Here is a 20778-nt window from a genome sequence, read left to right on the forward strand (position 1 = left end):
AACAAAATGTACTATAGTTAAGGTTAATTTAAGAATATATATATATATTTGGGCAGATATGGTATGATTCAATAAATATTATTTGAAAATAAAAAATATTATTAAGGAGAGATTACATATGCAAGTGAATAATATAAATGGTGAAGTATTATATAACGCATTTTTATCAGGCGTTATACATGTAAGAAAACAAAAAAATGCACTAAATAAAATGAATGTCTTTCCTATTCCAGATGGGGATACGGGTAGTAATCTTATATCTACCATGAATGCCATAATTGAAGAAACAAAATTTGAAAATTCGATTAAAGCTACAATTAATTCTATGGCGGATGCAGCACTAATTGGAGCAAGAGGAAATTCAGGAATAATTTTTGCGCAATTTATAAATGGAATTAATGAAGAAATAAATGATACAGAAGTTCTAACTATATCAACATTTGCGGAAGCATTAAAGAGAGCTGTTCCATATGCGTATAAAGCTATCTTAAATCCTGTTGAAGGAACTATGATAACAGTTATAAGAGAGTGGTCAGAAGCAGTTTATAAATTGAAGGATGCAACTAAAAATTTTGAGGAAATAATAATTAGTACTTTAGAAGATGCAAAAATATCACTTGCAAGCACACCAAATCTTCTTGGAATTTTAAAAAAACATTCTGTAGTGGATTCTGGTGCAAGTGGCTTTGTAAGTTTTCTTCAGGGAATTGTGAACTTTCTTAAGGATAAAAACATTATAAAACTAAAATTACATATGGAAGAAATAGTGTTGGAAGAAGAGACCTATAATTTTAATGCAGATATAACTTACAGGTATTGCACAGAAGCTCTAATTTCAAATGAAAATTTAAATAGTGATGAGATAAAGAATGAAATAAAACATTTAGGAGATTCGTTAATTGTTGCAGGAAATTCTAAAAAAATTAGAATACACATACACACCAATAAACCAGATGAATTATTTTATATTTTAAGAGAAAAAGGTAAAATAGTTCAGCAAAAGGTTGATGACATGAAAAAGCAGTATGAAGTGGTGAATAATAGGAAAAGTAAAACGGCTATCCTAACTGATTCCATTGCTGATTTACCAGAGTCGTTAATTGAAAAGTATCAAATTCATGTTATACCATTGAATTTAATTATTGAAGATAGTCCATATTTAGATAAGCTGACTATAAAACCTGATAAATTTTATTCCATGATTGACAATTTAAAAGAGTATCCTACAAGTTCACAACCAACAATAAAAAGTGTGGAGAATATATTTTCTTTTTTAGCTAGCCACTATGAATCAATAATAACAATCATAGTGTCAAAAGAGATGAGTGGAACTTTTAATGCAGTACAAAAGGCCTCAGAAAAATTTATAGAAGAAGGAAAGAAAATAACTGTAATTAATTCTAAATTAAACTCTGGAGCGGAAGGATTATTAGTTTTAGAAGCAGCAAAGTTATTAGAGAGTGGAAAAAATTATGAGCAAGTTGTGGAGATAATAGAAGAAACTATTAATAGAGCAAAAATATATGTTAGTGTCCAAAATACAAAATAGAGGAGTTTTATTATGGATTTATATTTGAAAAGTATAGGAGTTATTTTCGTTTATATGACTGTTTTTTTTATTGTTGCACAGATTGTGAAAAACAATTCTATAGTTGATATGGGATGGGGTCTTGGATTTGTAGTGATAGCAGTTTATACATTGCTCACTTCTGGAAATTACAATTTTCGATCTGTTATAGTTACAGTCCTAGTTTTTGTATGGGGAATGAGACTGTTTTATCATATATTAAAAAGAAACTTAGGGAAACCGGAAGATTTTAGATATGTTGCCATGAGAAAAAAATGGGAAAATTGATAATAGTAAGGGGTTTTTTACAAGTGTTTATGTTACAAGGAGCTCTCATTCTAGTAATAGCATATCCCATTATAATGAATAATGCTACGGACACCGGAAGTTTAGGGTTATTAGAAATTATAGGTGTCGTAATTTGGATAGTTGGTTTTGCTTTTGAAGCGTTAGGAGACAAACAGTTAAAAGATTTTATTTCAGATAAAAAAAACAAGGGTCATATAATGAAAGGGGGACTTTGGAAATATACAAGGCATCCAAATTATTTTGGAGAAGCTACAATGTGGTGGGGAATATTTATAATCAGCTTATCATCAAGAAGTGGCATAGCTGGAATTATTAGCCCTATACTTATAACCCTGCTACTGTTATTCGTTTCTGGAGTGCCGATGCTTGAAAAACATTACAAAGACAACAAAGAATTTCAGGATTATTCAAAGTATACCAACATATTTGTACCTTGGGTTCCTAAAAAAATTAAAAAAAATTAGATGGTGGTGAGTTGATTTTATGAAAATCGGGAAAATAATTTCATTTATTGGTTTTTTATTAATGCTTGGAATGCTTATATATGGATTTGCTATTGGAAATTTTACAGGTGAAGGTAAAATATTATTAGGAATGCCTTGGGGACAAATATCCTTGGTAGATATTTATATTGAATTTATTATAGTATGTTTCTGGATAGTTCATAGAGAGAATAATATTATTAAAGCTATAATTTGGGTTTTACTAGTTTTAATTTTAGGAAGTATGATGAGTTGTTTATATATTTTCATAGCATTTAAGAATAGTAATGGGGACTGGGAAAGATTCTGGCATAAAAATAGAATTTGATATTTACGCTTTATAAAATAAAAACCGTAAACCTTTCTGGTATAGGAATATTTTTGCCATTGGCTGGTATTAATGTTACTTTTCCAGAAGCATCATATTGAAATCCATGAAATGGACAAGTAATTTTGTCATGAATTACTTGTCCAGCACTTAAAGATGCCCCTCTATGACAGCATTTATCAAAAATACAATTTACTTTACCATTTTCACTTCTCCAAAAAACAAGTTTTTCACCCAGCCTTGTGACACCAATTGGCTTTTTATTTTTTATCTCTTTTGAGTCCAATATACCATACCATTGATTTCTAATCATATTATTGCATCCTTTCATCTTAAGAATTGCTTATCAAGTGGAAGAAAAATATGGTTTAATTTGGTTATGGTATGGAGACTTCACTGATGAGTTACCAGAAATTCCTTTTTTTAAAGACTTACGTGAAGGGTTCTCATATGGCGGATTTTCGGAGATGTGGCCAGTTCATTACACAAGGGCCGTTGAAAATCAATTAGACGTTGTTCATTTGCCTTTTGTCCATGCATCATCCATAGGTAGGGGCAATAAGACACTAGTAAATGGACCTGTTGTTAAGTGGGAAGAGAATTTAATGACCTTTTATGTAGATAACCAAGTGGATGATGGAAAAATGCGACCATTGAAACCAGATGAAATTGAAAACTATAAAAACTTATTTAGTCTTCAGTTTCAAATGCCAAATACGTGGCAAAATATTATTAGCAAGGATCTTAGAATATTAGCAATTTTTGTGCCTATTGATGATGAACACACTCAGATTTATCTTAGATTTTACCAGAAATTTATGAAAATTCCTGTATTAAAACAATTAGTTAATAAAATGAGTAATATTAGTAATAAATATATTCTTCATCAAGATAGAAGGATTGTTTTAACACAAACTCCTAAAAAAACTGAATTTAAAATGGGTGAGAATCTTATTCAAGGAGATGCCCCTATTATTGAATACCGTAAGAGGAGAGCTTTCTTGAAAGATGAAATAGAAAACAAGTAGATGGATAACATATGTTATTTTAATAAAAATGAAATGGATTATGTGGAAATATAAATCAATATGGAAATTATTGTTGTAAAACGAATTTAAATAAAGTAATATAAGTTATGAGAGTAAATTACAATCAATTTAATTGGAGGAGATTAATAAATGTTTGAAATGAAAGAAAAATATAAAACCGGTATTCTACTTATTGATACCGAGCATGAAAAACTTTTTGAAATAGGTGAAAGAGCTTATCAATTATTAAAAAGTCCATATGATATGGATAAATATGATAAAATAGTTTCAGTAATTGAAGAACTAAGAGCGTATACAGTTTATCATTTTGAAGATGAAGAAAAGTATATGGAGAGTATAAATTATAAAAGATTATTCACTCAAAAAATGGACCATGCAGGTTTTATTAAAAAAATAGATGAAGTGGATTTACGTAAAATTGATGCAAATCAGGATGAGGCTATAATGACAATATTAACTTATTTAAATGATTGGCTGGTTAATCATATATTGGAGAAAGATTTACTTATACCAGTAAAATAAATTTTTAAAAAAAAATTTACAAGGTTATAATAAATTTTAAAAAGAGAATCAGTAATTGATTCTCTTTTTTGTACATCGATATATATAGACGGACTTGAATTAGAAAAGGCAGACTAATGTCTCAAATATATATGCCATTGGAGATCTGAAACTCCCACACATAAATGAATGGGGTTCTTGAATACTAAATAACTTCTTTTATACTCTCATTTATAATAAAAACTATAAATTACAACATATAAAAACTAATTATTTTCTTCGAGAATTTCACTATCAAGCATCACAATTGACACATTAACGATAGTATATGGCTCGTTTCAAAACCTAAGTATATTATATCGTACTAAAATAACGATGTCTAATGGTATATTTTAGTAGTGATATCCATCCCACACCTAAAGAGAGTGGGCTTTCCGCACAAATTCTTTGTAATTCACGAAGCTGCCCTGTCTTTAGAAGGTAGCGCCATACATTTTGCATAATAATACCATTAATTTTTGTCAATTGGTACAATCTGATTGCTTGTATTTAAGCCTTTAGGCCTTTAGAGAGGGATTGATAATCCCTCTCTAAAGTGTATGGGTACATTTTGAATATATCATAGACATATGTTATACTTTGCCTTATAAATAATATTTAGGGAGGTTTTATTATGGAAAGATATGAACTTAATAAAAATTTGGCTCAAATGTTAAAAGGCGGAGTAATTATGGACGTGGTGAATGTGGAGCAGGCAATAATTGCAGAAAGGGCTGGCGCTTGCGCTGTAATGGCACTAGAACGAGTTCCTTCAGATATTAGAAAGCAAGGTGGCGTGGCTAGAATGTCTGACCCTAAAATGATTAAAGAAATAAAGGCAGCGGTAACTATTCCAGTAATGGCTAAAGGTAGGATAGGCCATTTTGTTGAAGCGCAAATTCTGCAGGAAATAGGAGTAGATTTTATAGATGAAAGTGAAGTTTTGACTCCAGCAGATGAACAATATCATATAAATAAGAGTGATTTTAAGGTTCCTTATGTTTGTGGAGCGAGAAATTTAGGAGAGGCACTAAGGAGAATTTCTGAAGGTGCTGCAATGATAAGAACAAAAGGTGAAGCCGGCACAGGAAATGTAGTAGAAGCTGTTAGGCACATGAGATGTATTATGGATGATATTAGAAAAGTGAAAAATGCTCCAAAAGAAGAGTTAATGACTCTAGCTAAAGACATGGGAGCACCAATTCATTTAATCCAATATGTATGGGAAAATGGTAAACTTCCTGTAGTAAATTTTGCAGCAGGTGGAATAGCAACGCCAGCGGATGCAGCACTCATGATGCAACTTGGCGCAGAAGGAGTTTTTGTAGGTTCAGGAATTTTTAAAGCAGAGAATCCTGAAGCGGTAGCAAAAGCTATAGTACTCGCAACAACCTATTACAATGATCCTAAGGTTATAGCAGAAGTTTCAGAAAATCTAGGACAAGCAATGGATGGACTAGAATTAAGTGAAATTAAAGAGAGATATTCGGAAAGAGGCTGGTAAGATTGAAAATTGGAGTTTTAGCACTTCAAGGTGGTGTAATAGAGCATATAAACCACATAAACCACCTTGGACATGAAGGCGTAGAGATTAAGAAACTTGAAGATTTTAAAGATTTACGAGGAATAATTTTGCCCGGTGGCGAGAGCACAACCATTGGAAAACTTTTAAGGGAAAGAAATATGTTTATATTTTTAAGAGAAAAAATCATTTCAGGATTTCCAGTGTGGGGAACCTGTGCGGGAATGATACTACTTGCTAAACATATTGAGGAATCTTCCAGTGGTCATCTTAAAGTTATGGATATAAAGGTAAAAAGAAATGCTTACGGTAGCCAACTTGCTAGTTTTAAAAAGAATGTTATAATCAATGAGATTTCAAGTGAGCCAATACCATTAATTTTTATTAGAGCGCCATTAATTACAGAAGTTTTTGAGGATGCTAAAACAATATGTACTGTTGATGATAAAATTGTAGCAGCAAAACAAAATAATATGTTTGCTACAGCTTTCCACCCAGAACTTACGGATAACTTAGAAGTTCATAGATATTTCGTAAATATGTGCAAATAAAACTTAATAGAAGTCCATAAAAACATAAGTTAATCTGTAGTTTCTACTATATTATTAACTAAATTGTTTAAAAAAATTATCACCCTAAGAGCAAAGTCTCAGGGTGATAGTTTTTTTTATAAGATATTATAGGTAAAATAAGTGGTTGACTTGCAGCATGAAAGATGATATTATCCTATTAGTTTAGTGAGGTAACGTGATGCAGTGATGAATTAAAGCGGGAGGAGCAAGATTTTGAATAATTGGAAAAGAAATATACCTGAAGGTTCAAGAGATATACTTTTTGAGGATTGCAATAATAAAATTAAGATTATAAATGTACTTAGAAAATTATATATAAATTCTGGTTTCTTAGAAGTGATATCCCCTACATTAGAATTTTATGACGTTTTTCAGGGGGATAATATATCCATTGAACAGGAAAAAATGTATAAGCTTTTTGATAATGCAGGAAGGATATTGGTGTTAAGACCAGATATGACAATGCCAATAGCAAGAATTGTTGCAACAAAGCTGAAAGATTCATTGTATCCACTAAGAATATGCTACAGCGGAAATATATTTAGAATGAATGAAAATTGGGAGGGGAAAATCAGTGAAACCACTCAATCTGGAATTGAAATAATAGGAAGTGAAAGCCAAAAGGCAGATGCAGAAGTAATTATAACCGCCATTAAGGCGCTTCTTGCTATAGGAGTAAAAAAATTCGAACTTGAAATAGGACAGGCTGAGTTTTTCAAAGGTCTTATTGAAGACATGGAGCTTGAGTACGATGAGATTGAAAGATTAAGAGGGTTTGTTGAAAATAAAAACTTTGGGTCACTGCGAGAGTTTATAGAAGAAAAAGAAGAGGTACTTGGTAGAAAAAATGTAGAGGCTTTAAAAAAATTGCCGGAGCTATTTGGAGGCATTGAAATACTTGCCAAGGCTAGAATGCTAACCCAAAACAAAAGGGCACAAGCAGCATTAGATACTATAGAAAAAATATATGAACGATTAGAAAATGTAGGCCTGGGTAATTATATTTCCATAGACTTAGGAATGGTACAGCATATTGATTATTACACTGGTATTACTTTCAGAGGATATAGTAGTGAAGTTGGGACTACAATTATTAGTGGAGGCAGATATGACAATTTAACCGTAAAGTTTGGAGAAGCTATGCCAGCAGTTGGATTTGCCATAGATGTGGATAATATTTTATCTGTTCTTGAAAAACAAGGAAATAATAATGAAAAAGGTAGAACAAAATTTCTTATTCATTATGAAAATTCACTAATAGGAGATGCCTGGAGATTGGCAGCACAAATTAGAGAAAGAGACCTTGTTTGTGAACTAAGCTTATTTGAAGAAAAAGAAAAAACTTTAAGTTATGGTGAGCAAAAAAAAATAGATAAAATGATTTGCATAGTTGAACATGACAAATATGAAATAACAGATATCAAAAGTAAAAAGGGTTGGAATGTAGATACGCAGGAACTTATTGATAGTTTGGAGGAGTAATTATGAAAGCAATAAGAATAGCATTAACAAAAGGAAGACTGGAAAAGTATGCTATTAAAATGTTTGAAGACCTGGGAATAGATTGTACAGAGCTAAAAAATAAAGGAAGAAAATTAATCCTTAAAGATAAGAAAAACAATATAGAGTTTGTCCTTGTAAAATCTACAGATGTTTTAACCTATGTAGAGTATGGAGCAGCAGATATTGGAATTGTAGGTAAAGATACTTTGATGGAGCAGAATAAAGATTTTTATGAAGTAGTTGATTTAAAGGTTGGAAAATGTATGTTTGCTGTAGCTGCATTACCAAGTTTTCAAACTTATGATGGATACAATCGTAAAAAGATAGCTACAAAATACCCTACAGTGGCAAAAGAGTATTTCAAAAGAAATGATGAAGATGTTGAAATTATTAAACTTGATGGGTCAGTGGAAATTGCTCCTATATTAGAATTATCTGATGCAATTGTAGATTTGGTAGAAACAGGAGACACTTTAAAAGAAAATGGATTGATTATTATAGAAAAAATTTGTGATATTAGTGCAAGAATGATAGTAAACAGAGCCAGTATGAAAATGAAAAAAGAAAAAATTAGCAATTTGATAGATAAGGTTCAACAATACGTAGATAGGAATGAGGTGACGGCATAATGATGAAAATTACAGAAGCAAATAGCAATGATGGAAAAGAATACATAGAATTTCTAAAAAAAAGAGCAGAAGATGTTCAAAATGACGTAAATATTGTAGTGGATAAAATTTTACAGGATGTAAAAACTAGAGGCGATGATGCCATAATAGAGTACACACAAAAATTTGATAGTAAATTTGTTACTTTAGAGAATATTATTGTAACAGCTACAGAAATTAAAAATGCATATAAAATGGTAGATGAAGATTTTTTAGAGGCAATAACCCTAGCAAAGCAAAATGTGAGAGAGTTCCATGAAAAACAAGTGAAAAACCCTTGGATGATGAAAAAAGAAAAAGGCGTTATTTTAGGTCAAACTGTAAGAGGTCTTGAAAGCGTAGGAATATATGTACCTGGTGGTACAGCCGCTTATCCATCTACCGTTATTATGAATGCAATTCCAGCAAAGGTGGCAGGTGTTAAAAATCTAGTGATGGTAACACCACCTACGTCGGATGGAAGTGTGAATCCACATATATTAGTGGCTGCAGATATAGTGGGAGTGGGTCAAATTTATAAAGTAGGCGGTGCACAGGCAATCGCAGCACTTGCATTTGGAACGGAAACTATTTCTAAGGTGGATAAAATAGTGGGACCAGGAAATATATATGTGGCCATGGCGAAAAAAAACGTATTTGGATACGTAGATATAGACATGATTGCAGGTCCCAGTGAAATACTAATTATCGCAGATGCAAATTCCAATGAAAAGTATATTGCAGCTGATTTAATGTCTCAAGCAGAACATGATGTGCTTGCCTCTGCAATGCTTATAACCACCTCAAGAGAACTTGCAGACAAGGTCGTATGGGAGCTCGGAGTTCAGATAAAAGCTATGAGCCGGAAAGATATTATAAGTGAATCCTTGGAAAGATATGGAGTTATCTTAATTGTCCAAAATATAAAAGAGGCCATAGATTTAGCCAATAAAATTGCACCAGAACATCTTGAAGTCTTGCTAGACAATCCATTTGATTTTTTAGGGGATATAAAAAATGCAGGATCCATATTCTTAGGTAGGTATTCGCCAGAACCACTTGGGGACTATATTGCGGGCCCCAATCATGTTCTGCCAACCAGTGGTAGCGCAAGATTCTTTTCTCCCTTATCTGTAGATGATTTTATCAAGAAATCAAGTTATATATATTATACCAAGGAGGCATTAAGTGAGGTTGCGGATAAGGTAATAAAACTTACAGAGGTTGAAGGTTTAACAGCTCATGGAAATTCTATAAAAGTGAGGTTAGAATCATGATACAGGATTATTTTAGAAGTGATTTAAGTGATTTTAAATCATATAAAGTCAGTAAGAATGATTATAAAGTTAGGATGGATGCCAATGAGTGTTTTAGTAACCTTCCTCACGAGATAAGGATGAAAATAGCTTGGGCAATAGAGGAATGTATTTTTAATAGATATCCAGATGCAGGTGCATCTATGGTATGTGACCTCTATGCACAATATGCAAATGTGAAAAGTATTAATGTTATGGCTGGAAATGGTTCAGACGAGTGCATACAAATCATTGCAAATACTTTTCTAAATACTGGGGATAAGGTAGCAGTCCAAAGTCCTGATTTTTCAATGTATGGCTTATATACTAGAGTTGCAGGAGGAATTCCAATTGAAGTTCCACTTGGCGATGAATTTCAATTGGATGTAGATGGTTTTATTTCAATTGTTAATAAAGAAAAGGTTAAAATCGTATTTTTATCTAACCCCAATAATCCTACAGGGGGCATTATTAAAAGAGATGATATTATTAAAATAATAGAAGGCTGCAGCTGTATTGTAGTAATAGATGAGGCTTACTTTGAATTTTACGGTGAAACTATAGTAGATAAAATCTGCGCCTATGAAAATTTAATTGTACTTAGAACCTGTTCTAAAATTGGACTTGCTGCAATAAGACTGGGGTTTTTGATTACAAGTCCTATTCTAATGGGGGAACTTAAAAAAGTAAAACCACCCTATAATGTGAATGCAATTTCGCAGTGTATTGCTTGTGTTATTTTAAAAGATTCGGAAATAATATATAAGAATGTGGAACGTATACTTGTAGAAAGAAAGTACTTATGGCAAAAATTGAGCAATATTAATGGGATTAAACTCTATAATGCACAAGCTAATTTTATATTAATTGGAGTTGAAAATGCACAAATAATGAAACAAAGACTTTTAGATGCTGGAATAAATATAAGAAGTTTTACAGCTATTACACTGCAAAATTGCTTAAGAATAACAATAGGAAGCAGAGAAGAAAACGAATGCTTTTTAAACAATATTTCCCAGGAAAATATAGGTAATATATAAACTTTAAATGGATTTCTATTTGTAATAATTGAAGGAGCGATGTATGTGATTTCAAGACAAGCAAAAATTGAGAGAGAAAGTAGTGAAACAAAAATTGATATAAGTATAAACCTAGATGGATCTGGGAAGTATGAATGTAACACAGGCATAGGTTTCTTTGATCATATGTTATGTCTTTTTGCAAAACATGGACTTTTGGATTTATATGTGACGGTAGTAGGGGATTTAAATGTGGATTCTCATCATACAATTGAAGATGTAGGCATTGTACTTGGTAGTGTTATAAAAGAGGCAATGAATGGCAAAGAGGGAATAAAAAGATATGGAACAAGTTTTGTGCCTATGGATGAAACACTGGCTACAGTGTCGCTGGATTTGAGTGGCAGAGCATACCTTGTATTTGAAGGGGATTTTACTGTTGACCTAATTGGGAGTTTTGATACAGAGATGGTTGAGGAGTTTTTTAGGGCCATTGCAGTAAATGCTGGAATTACACTTCATGCAAGAGTACTTTATGGTGAAAATAATCATCATATGGTGGAAGCACTATTCAAAGCTTTTGGAAAAGCGCTAAGTGAAGCCTTAACCTATGACGATCGAATAAAAGGCGTACTTTCTACAAAAGGATGTCTATAAGGAGGAATACTATGATAGCCATAGTGGATTACGGTGTGGGAAATTTGAAAAGTGTTCAAAATGCGCTTAAAGCAATAAATATTCCTTCAATAATATCTTCAGATAAGGAGGAAATCGCAAAGAGTAGAAGCATTATTGTTCCAGGTGTAGGTGCCTTTCCAGATGCAATGAAAAATCTAAGGGATAAGGGACTAGATGTAGTAATAAAAAGAGCGGCAGAAACAGGAAAACCAATACTTGGCATATGCCTTGGTATGCAACTTTTCTTTGAGGAAAGTGAAGAAATTGAAAGGTGCACGGGATTGGGACTTTTAAAAGGGAAAATCAAGAAATTAAAAGGTTCTATAAAAATACCTCATATGGGTTGGAATAATCTATCTTTTGAAACGTATATACCACTTCTGGAAGGGGTTGTGGAAAATAGTTATGTATATTTTGTTCATTCTTATTATGCACAAGTCGGAGAAGATAATATAGTAAACGCATATACTATGTATGAAAAAAAGATACCTGCAATTGTAAGTAAGGGAAATATATTTGGACTGCAGTTCCATCCAGAGAAAAGCGGAGAGGCTGGAATGAAATTACTTAAAAACTTTGGAGGGATAGTGTAATGAAGATATTTCCTGCTATAGACGTGAAAAATGGAAAGTGTGTTAGGCTTTATCAGGGTGAATTTTCTTCATCGGAGGTAGTGGGGGAAGATCCACTGCAAACAGCCTTAAGCTTTGTAGAACAGGGAGCAGAATATATACATATGGTAGATTTGGATGGAGCTCTAAGTGGAACTATTGGAAATGCAAATAGTATAAATAGAGTTATAAAAAATATAAATATCCCTATACAGTTAGGTGGGGGGATAAGAAGTTTGGATGCCATTGAAATACTTTTAGAAAAGGGTTTAAACAGAGTAATATTGGGTACAGCAGCTTTGAACAATCCGTCACTAGTAAAAGAAGCAGTAAAAAAATTTGGAGATAAAATTGCCATTGGCATTGATGCAAGGGATGGGTATGTAGCAGTGGAGGGTTGGAAAACCAGTAGCAAAATAGAATATATAGATTTTGCAAAACAAATGGAAAATATAGGAGTAAAAACTATTATTTTTACAGATATAAGTAGGGATGGCACTTTGACTGGACCTAATTTAGAAGCAACAGGGAAGATAAATGAAGAGGTGTCTTGTAATATTATTGCCTCTGGTGGTATGAAAGGCATTGAAGATATAAAAAAACTTGCGAAGATGAATATGTATGGAGCAATTATAGGAAAAGCACTTTACAGTGGGAATATATATCTAGCAGAAGCAATCACTGAGGGAAGGGGGATTCCCCATGCTTACTAAGAGAATCATTCCTTGCCTAGATGTAACTATGGGAAGGGTAATGAAGGGAATCAATTTTATAAATTTAACAGATGTAGGAGACCCTGTAGAAATTGCAGAATTTTATAACAGTGAAGGGGCAGATGAAATTGTATTTCTAGATATAACAGCCACTCATGAGGGAAGAGAAACTATGCTTGATGTAGTGAGACGAACTGCTGAAAAGGTACTTATTCCCCTGACAGTAGGTGGAGGAATTAAGAGTATAGAGGATTTTAAAGAAACCCTTAGAGCTGGAGCAGATAAAATATCTATAAACTCCGCTGCGATTCGAAATCCGAAGCTTATTTACGATGCAGCAGCTAAATTTGGAAGTCAATGTGTTGTGGTTGCTATAGATGGGAAAAAGAATGAAGACAGTTTAGGATGGCATGTAGTCATAAATGGTGGGCGAATAAATACGGGCCTGGATGCAGTAAACTGGGCCAAAAAGGTAGAAGAGCTAGGGGCAGGAGAAATACTCTTAACCAGTATGGATTGCGATGGAACAAAAAAAGGCTATGATATAGAGTTCATAAATGCAATTACGAGCAGTGTAAATATTCCTGTGATCGCTTCAGGTGGATGTGGAAAAATAGAGGACTTTTATGAGGTTTTTGAAAAAAGTGGAGCAGATGCAGCCCTTGCAGCTTCACTGTTTCATTACAAAGAACTATCTATAAAACAAGTAAAAAAATATCTTAAAAATAGTGGTGTACAAATTAGGGTCTAGACACATGAAAGTAAATTAGTATACAGATTTGTTATTTATTTTAATGATACTTAAAAAAATAAAGAAATGTGGTGAACTTGTGAATGACATACTTGAAATTCAATTTAATAATGGACTAGTACCTGCAATAGTGCAGGAGTATATCACCGGAAAAGTTTTAATGCTTGCCTACATGAATGAGGAATCCTTCAAAAAAACTATTGAAACTGGAACAACTTGGTTCTTTAGTAGATCTAGAAATAAGTTGTGGAACAAAGGAGAAACATCAGGACATTTTCAATATGTAAAAAATATTAGCATTGATTGTGATGGAGATACAATTCTTATAATAGTAGAGCAAATTGGAGTAGCTTGCCATACTGGAAGTAAAACTTGTTTTTACAGGGAAATTTGGAATAGTAAGGTATATATAGGCAGAAACAATATCAAAAATAAAGATGTTAAAATAAGCAGAGAAGGAGAATAAAAATGAATGAAATAAACGTAGTACAGGAACTTTATAAAATCATTGAAGAAAGAAAAGAAAATCCTATAGAAGGCTCTTACACAAGTTATCTTTTCGAGGAAGGTTTGGATAAAATCCTTAAAAAAATAGGAGAGGAAAGTGCAGAAGTTTTAATTAGTAGCAAGAACAATGACCATAAAGAAATAGTTTCAGAAATATCAGATTTATTATATCATACCCTAGTACTTATGGTGCTACAGGGTGTAAAAGTAGAGGATGTAGCTACCGAACTTGAAAAAAGACGGGAAAAGATATGCAATAAAAAGCAAAATAAGAAAGATATTGCAGGTATACACTAAGATAAAAGTTAAATTATCTAGCATTTAAATAATTTAATCTAAGAGTATTGTTAAAAAACACCCCAATAACTCAAAAGATATCTTTTGAATTATTGGGGTGTTTTTAAAAAGCAAAGTTTTTTAAAACTCCAAATGTTCGACTATGCTAAGCATCTCCTGAAGTAAACTGATTTACAACATCATTTAATTCATAAATCATTTTCATTAATTTTTGAGATGTATCCGAAATTTGTTCAATAGATGCTGATTCTTTTTGAATAGATTCTGCTATTTCAAAGATATTAGTGGAGGATTGATCTGCAATCTCTTGAATTTGATCTATATTATGATAAATTTTATTAGTATTTCCTTGTATTTTGGTTAATTTATCATTTGCACTGTCTAACTTATTTTTACTAATAATAGAAGCTTCTAATACATTTTGCATAAAGGCCTCTACCTCTTTTACAGCAGTTTCTCCTGTTTCCACATCTTCATTTCCATTTTGAATAGATGTAAGTGCTTTTTTTGTATTCTCTTGGGTTTTTCCTACCAAGTTCTTAATTCCATCTGCTGATTTTATAGATTCTTCCGCTAATTTTCTAACTTCATCTGCAACTACAGCAAAACCTTTTCCAGACTCTCCTGCTCGAGCTGCTTCAATAGAAGCATTTAGTGCTAATAAATTAGTTTGTCTTGCAATTCCATTTATAATTTCAACTATACTTCCGATTTCATTAGAAATAGATTCCAATGCATATATGGCATCAGAGCTTAAATTAACACTATGTCTAATTTTATTCATTTGCTTTGACATATATTGTATTTTTATATTACCACCAGTAACTAGTTTGCTAGTTTCATCTGAATTGATAACAGCATACATAACCTCATCTTTTACTGTATTTATGTTTTCTATTACGTCTTTAATATGCTTTGTAATGTCACCAGTTTCTCTAACTTGAACTTTAGCACCTTCACTCATATTTTGAGCGGTTGCAGAGATTTCTTCAGAAAATGCTGTTGCACTTTCGAAAGCTACTATAATTTCGTTGGAATACTCTGATACAGAGGAGGTAGCTGTTTGTATTCTGTTAATCATTTTCTTTAAATTTAATATCATGTTATTAAAACTTGTAGCCAAAACTCCAACTTCATCATTATTTTGCACCATAATAACTTGTTCCAAATTACCCTCGGAAATTTTTTTCGCTGTCTTTACTAAAGTTTGAATAGGGCGAACCATATTGCGTATTAAAAATGAAAGACACAATGTCCCAATTATAAAGAATAATGCAGCAAGAGCTACTGCTTGCAAAATCATTTTTTTCTTTGCAATATTCAAATTTTCCATTGACAATCCAACATCCACGGCACCAATATGTGTACCATTTTGGTACAGAGGAATGGCTATATCATATGCAAGTATATTCGTACCAGGATATAAAAAAGTGTTTGTAAAGGTCTTCTCATCTACTGCCGCAGTTTTACTTCCAATGTCATCCAATACAATCCCAATTCTTTTAGGGTTACTATGGGCAAGTGATTTCAAATCTTTCCCAATGACGCAAGCATATACAACATTGGAATCCTTTGCAATTTCATTAACAATTGCTTGAATATGAATTTCGGCTTTTGCTTTTTCTATTGCATCGGCGGATATTCCAACTTGTATTATACCGCCATTTTTCAAGCTAATTTCTCCATATTTATAGTATTTTTTGTCTGTTTTACTTTGCCTAACAGCTTCAATAATTTCTTTTTTTGTACCTTTGAATAATGGATCGGTGGGATGATCTTCTGGATAAGCCCAACCTAAATTTTCTGCTAAATTAGAATATATTATTTTTCGATTTGGTCCAGTAACATCTATTTCTGCTACTCCTATTTTTTCCACCAGTTCGGTTAGATATGCATTAGATATATTATTGTTTCCAGCCAAAGAATAGGCTACCGACTTTAATTTTTCGTCTAATTGTTGATCTAGAGCTACCACAGTTTTATTGCTCATTTCTATCTGGCGTTCAAACTGTTTTACCAAAGATAATCCATCTGCTTGCATGTTTCTTAGTAATTCTTTATTTATTGTGTAAACAGAAAGCGCAGTTAACAATGAAAGTGAAATTAAAAGAATACCCGAAGTTATGATGTTCGCCTTAAGTCCAATAGAAAAATTTTTCTTATCCTTTTTCATAAAGATTCCCCCTTCTAATTTATCAGCATTTTTAGAATATTCTTTATTCTATCATTTTTTCCATAAAACATCAATAATCTTTATATTCTCTTAAAGTTCACTTAAGTGTGAATCCATTTTAACTGTATTTTTACAAAAAACTCTAATTTTCTTCAAAAAAACATTCATTGCCTCTGTAAGTTCTCCTAGATGCTAGCAAAGTTCACACCTAAACTTTAAATTTGGATAAAATACTTAAAAGTTTATCTGAATTTTCTTTAGCAAATTTTGTTTCATCTATTACTTCATTTGATTTTTTAACAACATCTGTAAGCTTTTCTGTTATATTTACGGTACCTTGAGCACCTTCAGTTGCTGCACCGGTTATTCCATCAATTGTACTAACTATAACATCAATTGACTCTGCGAGTTCCAGTGTACTTGAGTTAAAATCACGGACTAAAGAATTTACAAAATTAGCATCAGTGCTATATTTATCTCCTGTGTCTACTAAAGATTCATAGTCCTTTAAAACCTTTGTATCCATAAAGTTTAATATTTCTATAGAACCATTTGAAAGATTAGAAACTGTTGATGTTACCGTACCTGTAACCTTTTGTATTTTTACTACTGTATTATTTGATTGTTCTGCTAATTGTCTTATTTCATCAGCAACTACTGAGAAACCTTTACCTGCTTCCCCTGCACGAGCTGCTTCAATAGCTGCGTTAAGTGCTAATAAATTAGTTTGAGCAGATATTTGAAGTATTATATCTGAAAGTACATTTATTTCCGCTACTATCTTTGACTCTTCAATTGCTTTTTCTAATTTAGTTTTTGTATTAAGATACATTTTGTGAGTTTCTTGTTGTGAAGTTAGTGCATTATTTTTTAAGGCTACGGCTCTACCGTTTATTTCTTTAGAAGATACTTCCCCATCTCTAGCTTTATTTGATAAAGAACCAACAACTAAATTAACTTCATTAACTGTTGCACTTATTTCTTCTGTAGATGCAGCGGTTTCTTCCATACCCGCAGCTAGTTCCTCAGTAGTAGCGAATACATCCTCTATTTGTACATTTAAATCAACCATGTTCTTGCTAATCATATCTACGGTTTCAACTGTATATACTGTAGTTTCATTTACTTCAATCATTATAGTTCTTAAATTCGCTAAAAACTTATTTATGGAAGCTGCAAGTACACCTAATTCATCTTTAGATGAAATTTTGATTTCTTGAGTTAAATCTCCACCTTTACTTGCCAATGTTTCCATTTCATTTTTCAAAATGTTTATAGGTTTAATAATGCTTCTTATTATTAAAGTCGCTCCAACTGCAGCCAGTAAAATTGATATTAAATTAATTACTATAAGGGTATTTCTAGAATTTGCATATGCAATATCACATTTAGCAGATACATCTTTTGCATCTTTATTATTATAGTCCACTAATTTTATAAGTGAATTACTTGCTGTATCAAAAGCTTGCTCACCTTCAATGTGCATTATTTTTACTGCTTCTTGTGTTTTTAATTGGGTACTTAATGCTATTACTTTTTTATGAATTTCTAAATATTTAGGCCATTCATTTTTTACCGTGTTATACATTTCCCTATCATCATTAGTTACAATAGTTTTTTCATATTCAATTAAGTTCTTATTTATTTGATTATTTTTTTCATCCATTGATTTTTCTATTTCCTTCATTTCTTCATTAGATGTAGCTATAATATGCTCAAACTCTAAAATTCTATAATTAGATGTCAAGGTATTAGCAGCACTTGAATACTGAATTCCTGGAATACTACTTGTTGCTATTAACGTTGACATATCATTCACATCTTTAAGGGTTTGCATTGAGTATATACCCGTGCCTAATACTACCATTAATAAAAATGTAAATGCTGAAATTAATTTGTGTTTAACTGTTAATTTTTTCATTTGTTCCCCCTATATTTATATAATTTAGACAAAAACAGACTTTGGTTATGCCATTATATAATATTTCGTTGTAAATTAATGAAACTTTATAATTTGATTAATAATAAAATCATAAAATAATCGTTTATTCTACATATTATGCATAAATTATAAATTTCATAATTTGAATTTTAATAATAAGTATATTGATGATGTATATATGCACTTATAAAGTAAGCACCTGAAGATACAAAATGGGTCAAGGTAGGGAAGCTTAAAAATTGAAAAAGAGATATAAATGGTAAATAGTATATTGACAAATCATAAGAAATGGTGTATTTTATAAGTATAATTAGCACTCAATCATACTGAGTGCTAACAAATAAAAAACAAGAGGATTTGTTATGAAAGGGGATATTTTAATTGGAAAAGAAACAGTTTAAAACAGAGTCTAAAAGAATTCTGGATATGATGGTAAATTCAATATATACTCATAGGGATATTTTTTTGAGAGAACTTATTTCTAATTCAAGTGATGCTATTGATAAAATTTATTATAAGACATTAACAGATGAAACGCTAACTTTCGATAAAGAAAACTACTATATTACAATAGCAAGTGATAAGGAAAATAGGATATTAAAAATTTCTGATACAGGTATTGGAATGTCAGAAGATGAACTTAGTGATAACCTTGGAGTTATAGCTAAGAGTGGATCTTTGGCATTTAAAAAAGAAAATGAAATAAAAGATGGGTATGATATAATTGGACAGTTTGGAGTAGGATTCTATTCTGCGTTTATGGTAGCTGATAATATTACTGTTATAAGTAAAGTTTTAGGTAGTGATGAGGCGCACAAGTGGGAATCTAATGGTGCAGATGGTTATACAATAGAACCTTGCACAAAAGACTCTGTTGGTACAGAAATTACACTTAAGATAAAAGAAAATACAGAAGATGAAAACTTTGATGAATACCTTGAGGAACACGGAATAAAATCCATTATAAAGAAATATTCTGATTTTATTAGATATCCAATTAAAATGGAGGTAAGTGAATCAAGACTTAAAGAAGGTAGTGAAACAGAACATGAGGACTTTATGGTGGAAAAAACTGTAAACAGTATGGTTCCTATATGGAGAAAAAACAAAAGTGAACTTACAGATGAGGATTATAACAACTTTTATGCCGAAAAGCATTATGGTTTTGATAAACCAACAAAGCATATTCACATAAGTGTTGATGGAGCTATAAGTTATAACGCAATTTTGTATATCCCAGAAAAAACACCTTATGATTTCTATACAAAAGAATATGAAAAGGGCCTAGAGTTATATTCAAGCGGCGTCCTAATTATGAATAAGTGTGCAGATTTATTGCCTGATTATTTTAGTTTTGTAAAAGGAATAGTGGATTCAGAGGACTTGTCACTTAATATATCAAGAGAGGTATTACAACATGATAGACAGCTGAAACTTATTGCTAAAAACATAAAAACTAAAATTAAGGGTGAGTTAGACAATTTATTGAAAAATGAAAGAGAAAAATATGATGAATTCTATAAATCTTTCGGAAGACAATTAAAGTATGGTATTTATAGCGATTTTGGAAGTAATAAAGAAGTTTTACAAGACTTATTACTATTCTATTCATCAAAAGAGAAGAAAATGGTTACTTTAGATGAATATGTTTCTAGAATGCCAGAAGATCAGAAATACATTTATTATGCTGCGGGAGAATCAAACGAGCGAATAGAAAAATTACCACAAATTGAAATGGTATCAGATAAAGGATTTGAAATTCTATACTTTACGGATGATGTAGATGAATTTGCAATAAGAATGATAATGGCATATAAAGAAAAAGAGTTTAAATCTGTATCGAGTGGTGACTTAGGTATAGAAGCAGAAGAAAAAGAAGATGCTACTAAAACTGATGACAAAGAAAGTAAAGAATTATTTGAAAATATGAAAAAACTTTTATCAGATAAGGTTAAAGATGTTAGGGCATCAAAGAGACTTAAGAACTATCCAGTATGTTTATCAAATGATGGTGACCTTACAATAGAAATGGAAAAAGTATTAAATGCTATGCCTAACAGCGAAAATATAAAAGCAGACAAGGTTTTAGAAATAAATATAAACCATGATATGTTTAAAGCTCTTAAAGAGTCTTTTGAAAATGATAAAGATAAGTTTGGTTTGTATACAAATATATTATACAATCAAGCATTGCTTATCGAGGGACTTCCAATTAATGACCCAGTAGAATTTACAAACAATGTATGTAAGATAATGATATAATCAAGATACCT

19 protein-coding genes and 2 pseudogenes are annotated in these 20778 nt (G+C 31.6%); 18 read left to right on the top strand and 3 right to left on the bottom strand.

Going from position 1 to position 20778, the window contains the following annotated elements:
• The first annotated feature begins 118 nt into the window (after window positions 1-118).
• From G9F71_RS11710 to G9F71_RS11720, 3 genes and pseudogenes are all read left to right on the top strand, one after another.
• Entirely contained in the window at window positions 119-1549 is a 1431-nt protein-coding gene (locus tag G9F71_RS11710) for a DAK2 domain-containing protein (protein WP_164952165.1), read from the top strand.
• A gap of 108 nt (window positions 1550-1657) precedes the next feature.
• Window positions 1658-2340 (top strand): annotated as a pseudogene (locus G9F71_RS11715) (DUF1295 domain-containing protein).
• Between the two features lie 19 nt (window positions 2341-2359).
• On the top strand, window positions 2360-2686 hold the full coding sequence (locus tag G9F71_RS11720) for a DUF1475 family protein (RefSeq protein WP_164952164.1): 327 nt from the start codon (window positions 2360-2362) through the stop codon (window positions 2684-2686).
• A 10-nt stretch (window positions 2687-2696) separates the two neighbouring features.
• Here G9F71_RS11720 and G9F71_RS11725 read toward each other — a convergent pair whose 3' ends face one another.
• Window positions 2697-2999, bottom strand: a complete 303-nt coding sequence (locus G9F71_RS11725; RefSeq protein ID WP_164952163.1) for a Rieske 2Fe-2S domain-containing protein — start codon at window positions 2997-2999, stop codon at window positions 2697-2699.
• Window positions 3000-3036: 37 nt separating this feature from the next.
• Between G9F71_RS11725 and G9F71_RS11730 the strand changes: the two genes are divergently transcribed.
• The 14 genes and pseudogenes from G9F71_RS11730 (at window position 3037) to hisE (ending at window position 14390) form a co-directional block, all read left to right on the top strand.
• A complete protein-coding gene (locus G9F71_RS11730; protein ID WP_187353509.1) occupies window positions 3037-3714 on the top strand; it encodes a hypothetical protein in 678 nt (225 codons plus the stop codon).
• A 150-nt stretch (window positions 3715-3864) separates the two neighbouring features.
• Complete coding sequence (locus tag G9F71_RS11735; RefSeq protein WP_164952162.1) at window positions 3865-4257, top strand: bacteriohemerythrin; 393 nt, start codon at window positions 3865-3867, stop codon at window positions 4255-4257.
• A gap of 652 nt (window positions 4258-4909) precedes the next feature.
• On the top strand, window positions 4910-5779 hold the full coding sequence (pdxS, locus tag G9F71_RS11740; protein WP_164947773.1) for a pyridoxal 5'-phosphate synthase lyase subunit PdxS: 870 nt from the start codon (window positions 4910-4912) through the stop codon (window positions 5777-5779).
• A 2-nt stretch (window positions 5780-5781) separates the two neighbouring features.
• Window positions 5782-6348: a pyridoxal 5'-phosphate synthase glutaminase subunit PdxT gene (pdxT, locus tag G9F71_RS11745; protein WP_164952161.1), complete on the top strand. Its 567-nt coding sequence runs from the start codon at window positions 5782-5784 to the stop codon at window positions 6346-6348.
• Between the two features lie 234 nt (window positions 6349-6582).
• Window positions 6583-7851 carry an ATP phosphoribosyltransferase regulatory subunit gene (locus G9F71_RS11750; protein ID WP_164952160.1) on the top strand — a complete coding sequence of 423 codons (1269 nt, stop codon included), beginning with the start codon at window positions 6583-6585 and terminating at the stop codon, window positions 7849-7851.
• Between the two features lie 2 nt (window positions 7852-7853).
• Window positions 7854-8501, top strand: a complete 648-nt coding sequence (hisG, locus tag G9F71_RS11755; RefSeq protein WP_164952159.1) for an ATP phosphoribosyltransferase — start codon at window positions 7854-7856, stop codon at window positions 8499-8501.
• Entirely contained in the window at window positions 8501-9796 is a 1296-nt protein-coding gene (gene hisD / locus G9F71_RS11760) for a histidinol dehydrogenase (protein ID WP_164952158.1), read from the top strand. Before hisG ends, hisD begins: the two co-directional genes overlap by 1 nt.
• Window positions 9793-10854, top strand: a complete 1062-nt coding sequence (gene hisC / locus G9F71_RS11765) for a histidinol-phosphate transaminase (protein WP_164952157.1) — start codon at window positions 9793-9795, stop codon at window positions 10852-10854. Before hisD ends, hisC begins: the two co-directional genes overlap by 4 nt.
• Before the next feature lie 39 nt (window positions 10855-10893).
• Complete coding sequence (gene hisB / locus G9F71_RS11770) at window positions 10894-11490, top strand: imidazoleglycerol-phosphate dehydratase HisB (RefSeq protein ID WP_164952156.1); 597 nt, start codon at window positions 10894-10896, stop codon at window positions 11488-11490.
• 11 nt (window positions 11491-11501) lie between these two features.
• The gene (gene hisH, locus G9F71_RS11775; RefSeq protein WP_164952155.1) at window positions 11502-12104 is read left to right on the top strand and encodes an imidazole glycerol phosphate synthase subunit HisH; all 603 of its coding nucleotides are present in this window, start codon (window positions 11502-11504) and stop codon (window positions 12102-12104) included.
• Window positions 12104-12835: a 1-(5-phosphoribosyl)-5-[(5-phosphoribosylamino)methylideneamino]imidazole-4-carboxamide isomerase gene (hisA, locus tag G9F71_RS11780; RefSeq protein WP_164952154.1), complete on the top strand. Its 732-nt coding sequence runs from the start codon at window positions 12104-12106 to the stop codon at window positions 12833-12835. The genes hisH and hisA overlap by 1 nt, the downstream gene beginning before the upstream one ends.
• Window positions 12825-13586 carry an imidazole glycerol phosphate synthase subunit HisF gene (gene hisF / locus G9F71_RS11785; protein WP_164952153.1) on the top strand — a complete coding sequence of 254 codons (762 nt, stop codon included), beginning with the start codon at window positions 12825-12827 and terminating at the stop codon, window positions 13584-13586. The genes hisA and hisF overlap by 11 nt, the downstream gene beginning before the upstream one ends.
• Window positions 13587-13629: 43 nt before the next feature.
• A pseudogene (hisI, locus tag G9F71_RS11790) lies at window positions 13630-13977 on the top strand (phosphoribosyl-AMP cyclohydrolase); the annotation flags it as partial.
• Window positions 13978-14054: 77 nt separating this feature from the next.
• Window positions 14055-14390: a phosphoribosyl-ATP diphosphatase gene (hisE, locus tag G9F71_RS11795; protein ID WP_164952151.1), complete on the top strand. Its 336-nt coding sequence runs from the start codon at window positions 14055-14057 to the stop codon at window positions 14388-14390.
• A 145-nt stretch (window positions 14391-14535) separates the two neighbouring features.
• On the opposite strand, the gene G9F71_RS11800 is transcribed toward hisE, so the two are convergent.
• Window positions 14536-16563, bottom strand: coding sequence for a methyl-accepting chemotaxis protein (locus G9F71_RS11800; RefSeq protein WP_164952150.1), 2028 nt, complete (start codon window positions 16561-16563; stop codon window positions 14536-14538).
• A 208-nt stretch (window positions 16564-16771) separates the two neighbouring features.
• On the bottom strand, window positions 16772-18484 hold the full coding sequence (locus G9F71_RS11805) for a methyl-accepting chemotaxis protein (RefSeq protein WP_164952149.1): 1713 nt from the start codon (window positions 18482-18484) through the stop codon (window positions 16772-16774).
• A 402-nt stretch (window positions 18485-18886) separates the two neighbouring features.
• On the opposite strand from G9F71_RS11805, the gene htpG reads away from it, so the two are divergent.
• On the top strand, window positions 18887-20767 hold the full coding sequence (gene htpG, locus G9F71_RS11810) for a molecular chaperone HtpG (protein WP_164952148.1): 1881 nt from the start codon (window positions 18887-18889) through the stop codon (window positions 20765-20767).
• Window positions 20768-20778: the final 11 nt, after the last annotated feature.

The sequence above is a fragment of the Clostridium sp. FP2 genome, assembly GCF_011065955.2.
Lineage (GTDB): Bacteria > Bacillota > Clostridia > Clostridiales > Clostridiaceae > Clostridium_AD > Clostridium_AD tagluense.

Coding starts and splice junctions, on each gene's coding strand:
- G9F71_RS11710 (WP_164952165.1), top strand. CDS start 119: ATGCAAGTGAATAATATAAATGGTGAAGTATTATATAACGCATTTTTA.
- G9F71_RS11720 (WP_164952164.1), top strand. CDS start 2,360: ATGAAAATCGGGAAAATAATTTCATTTATTGGTTTTTTATTAATGCTT.
- G9F71_RS11725 (WP_164952163.1), bottom strand. CDS start 2,999: ATGATTAGAAATCAATGGTATGGTATATTGGACTCAAAAGAGATAAAA.
- G9F71_RS11735 (WP_164952162.1), top strand. CDS start 3,865: ATGTTTGAAATGAAAGAAAAATATAAAACCGGTATTCTACTTATTGAT.
- pdxS (WP_164947773.1), top strand. CDS start 4,910: ATGGAAAGATATGAACTTAATAAAAATTTGGCTCAAATGTTAAAAGGC.
- hisG (WP_164952159.1), top strand. CDS start 7,854: ATGAAAGCAATAAGAATAGCATTAACAAAAGGAAGACTGGAAAAGTAT.
- hisD (WP_164952158.1), top strand. CDS start 8,501: ATGATGAAAATTACAGAAGCAAATAGCAATGATGGAAAAGAATACATA.
- hisC (WP_164952157.1), top strand. CDS start 9,793: ATGATACAGGATTATTTTAGAAGTGATTTAAGTGATTTTAAATCATAT.
- hisB (WP_164952156.1), top strand. CDS start 10,894: ATGTATGTGATTTCAAGACAAGCAAAAATTGAGAGAGAAAGTAGTGAA.
- hisH (WP_164952155.1), top strand. CDS start 11,502: ATGATAGCCATAGTGGATTACGGTGTGGGAAATTTGAAAAGTGTTCAA.
- hisA (WP_164952154.1), top strand. CDS start 12,104: ATGAAGATATTTCCTGCTATAGACGTGAAAAATGGAAAGTGTGTTAGG.
- hisF (WP_164952153.1), top strand. CDS start 12,825: ATGCTTACTAAGAGAATCATTCCTTGCCTAGATGTAACTATGGGAAGG.
- hisE (WP_164952151.1), top strand. CDS start 14,055: ATGAATGAAATAAACGTAGTACAGGAACTTTATAAAATCATTGAAGAA.
- G9F71_RS11800 (WP_164952150.1), bottom strand. CDS start 16,563: ATGAAAAAGGATAAGAAAAATTTTTCTATTGGACTTAAGGCGAACATC.
- G9F71_RS11805 (WP_164952149.1), bottom strand. CDS start 18,484: ATGAAAAAATTAACAGTTAAACACAAATTAATTTCAGCATTTACATTT.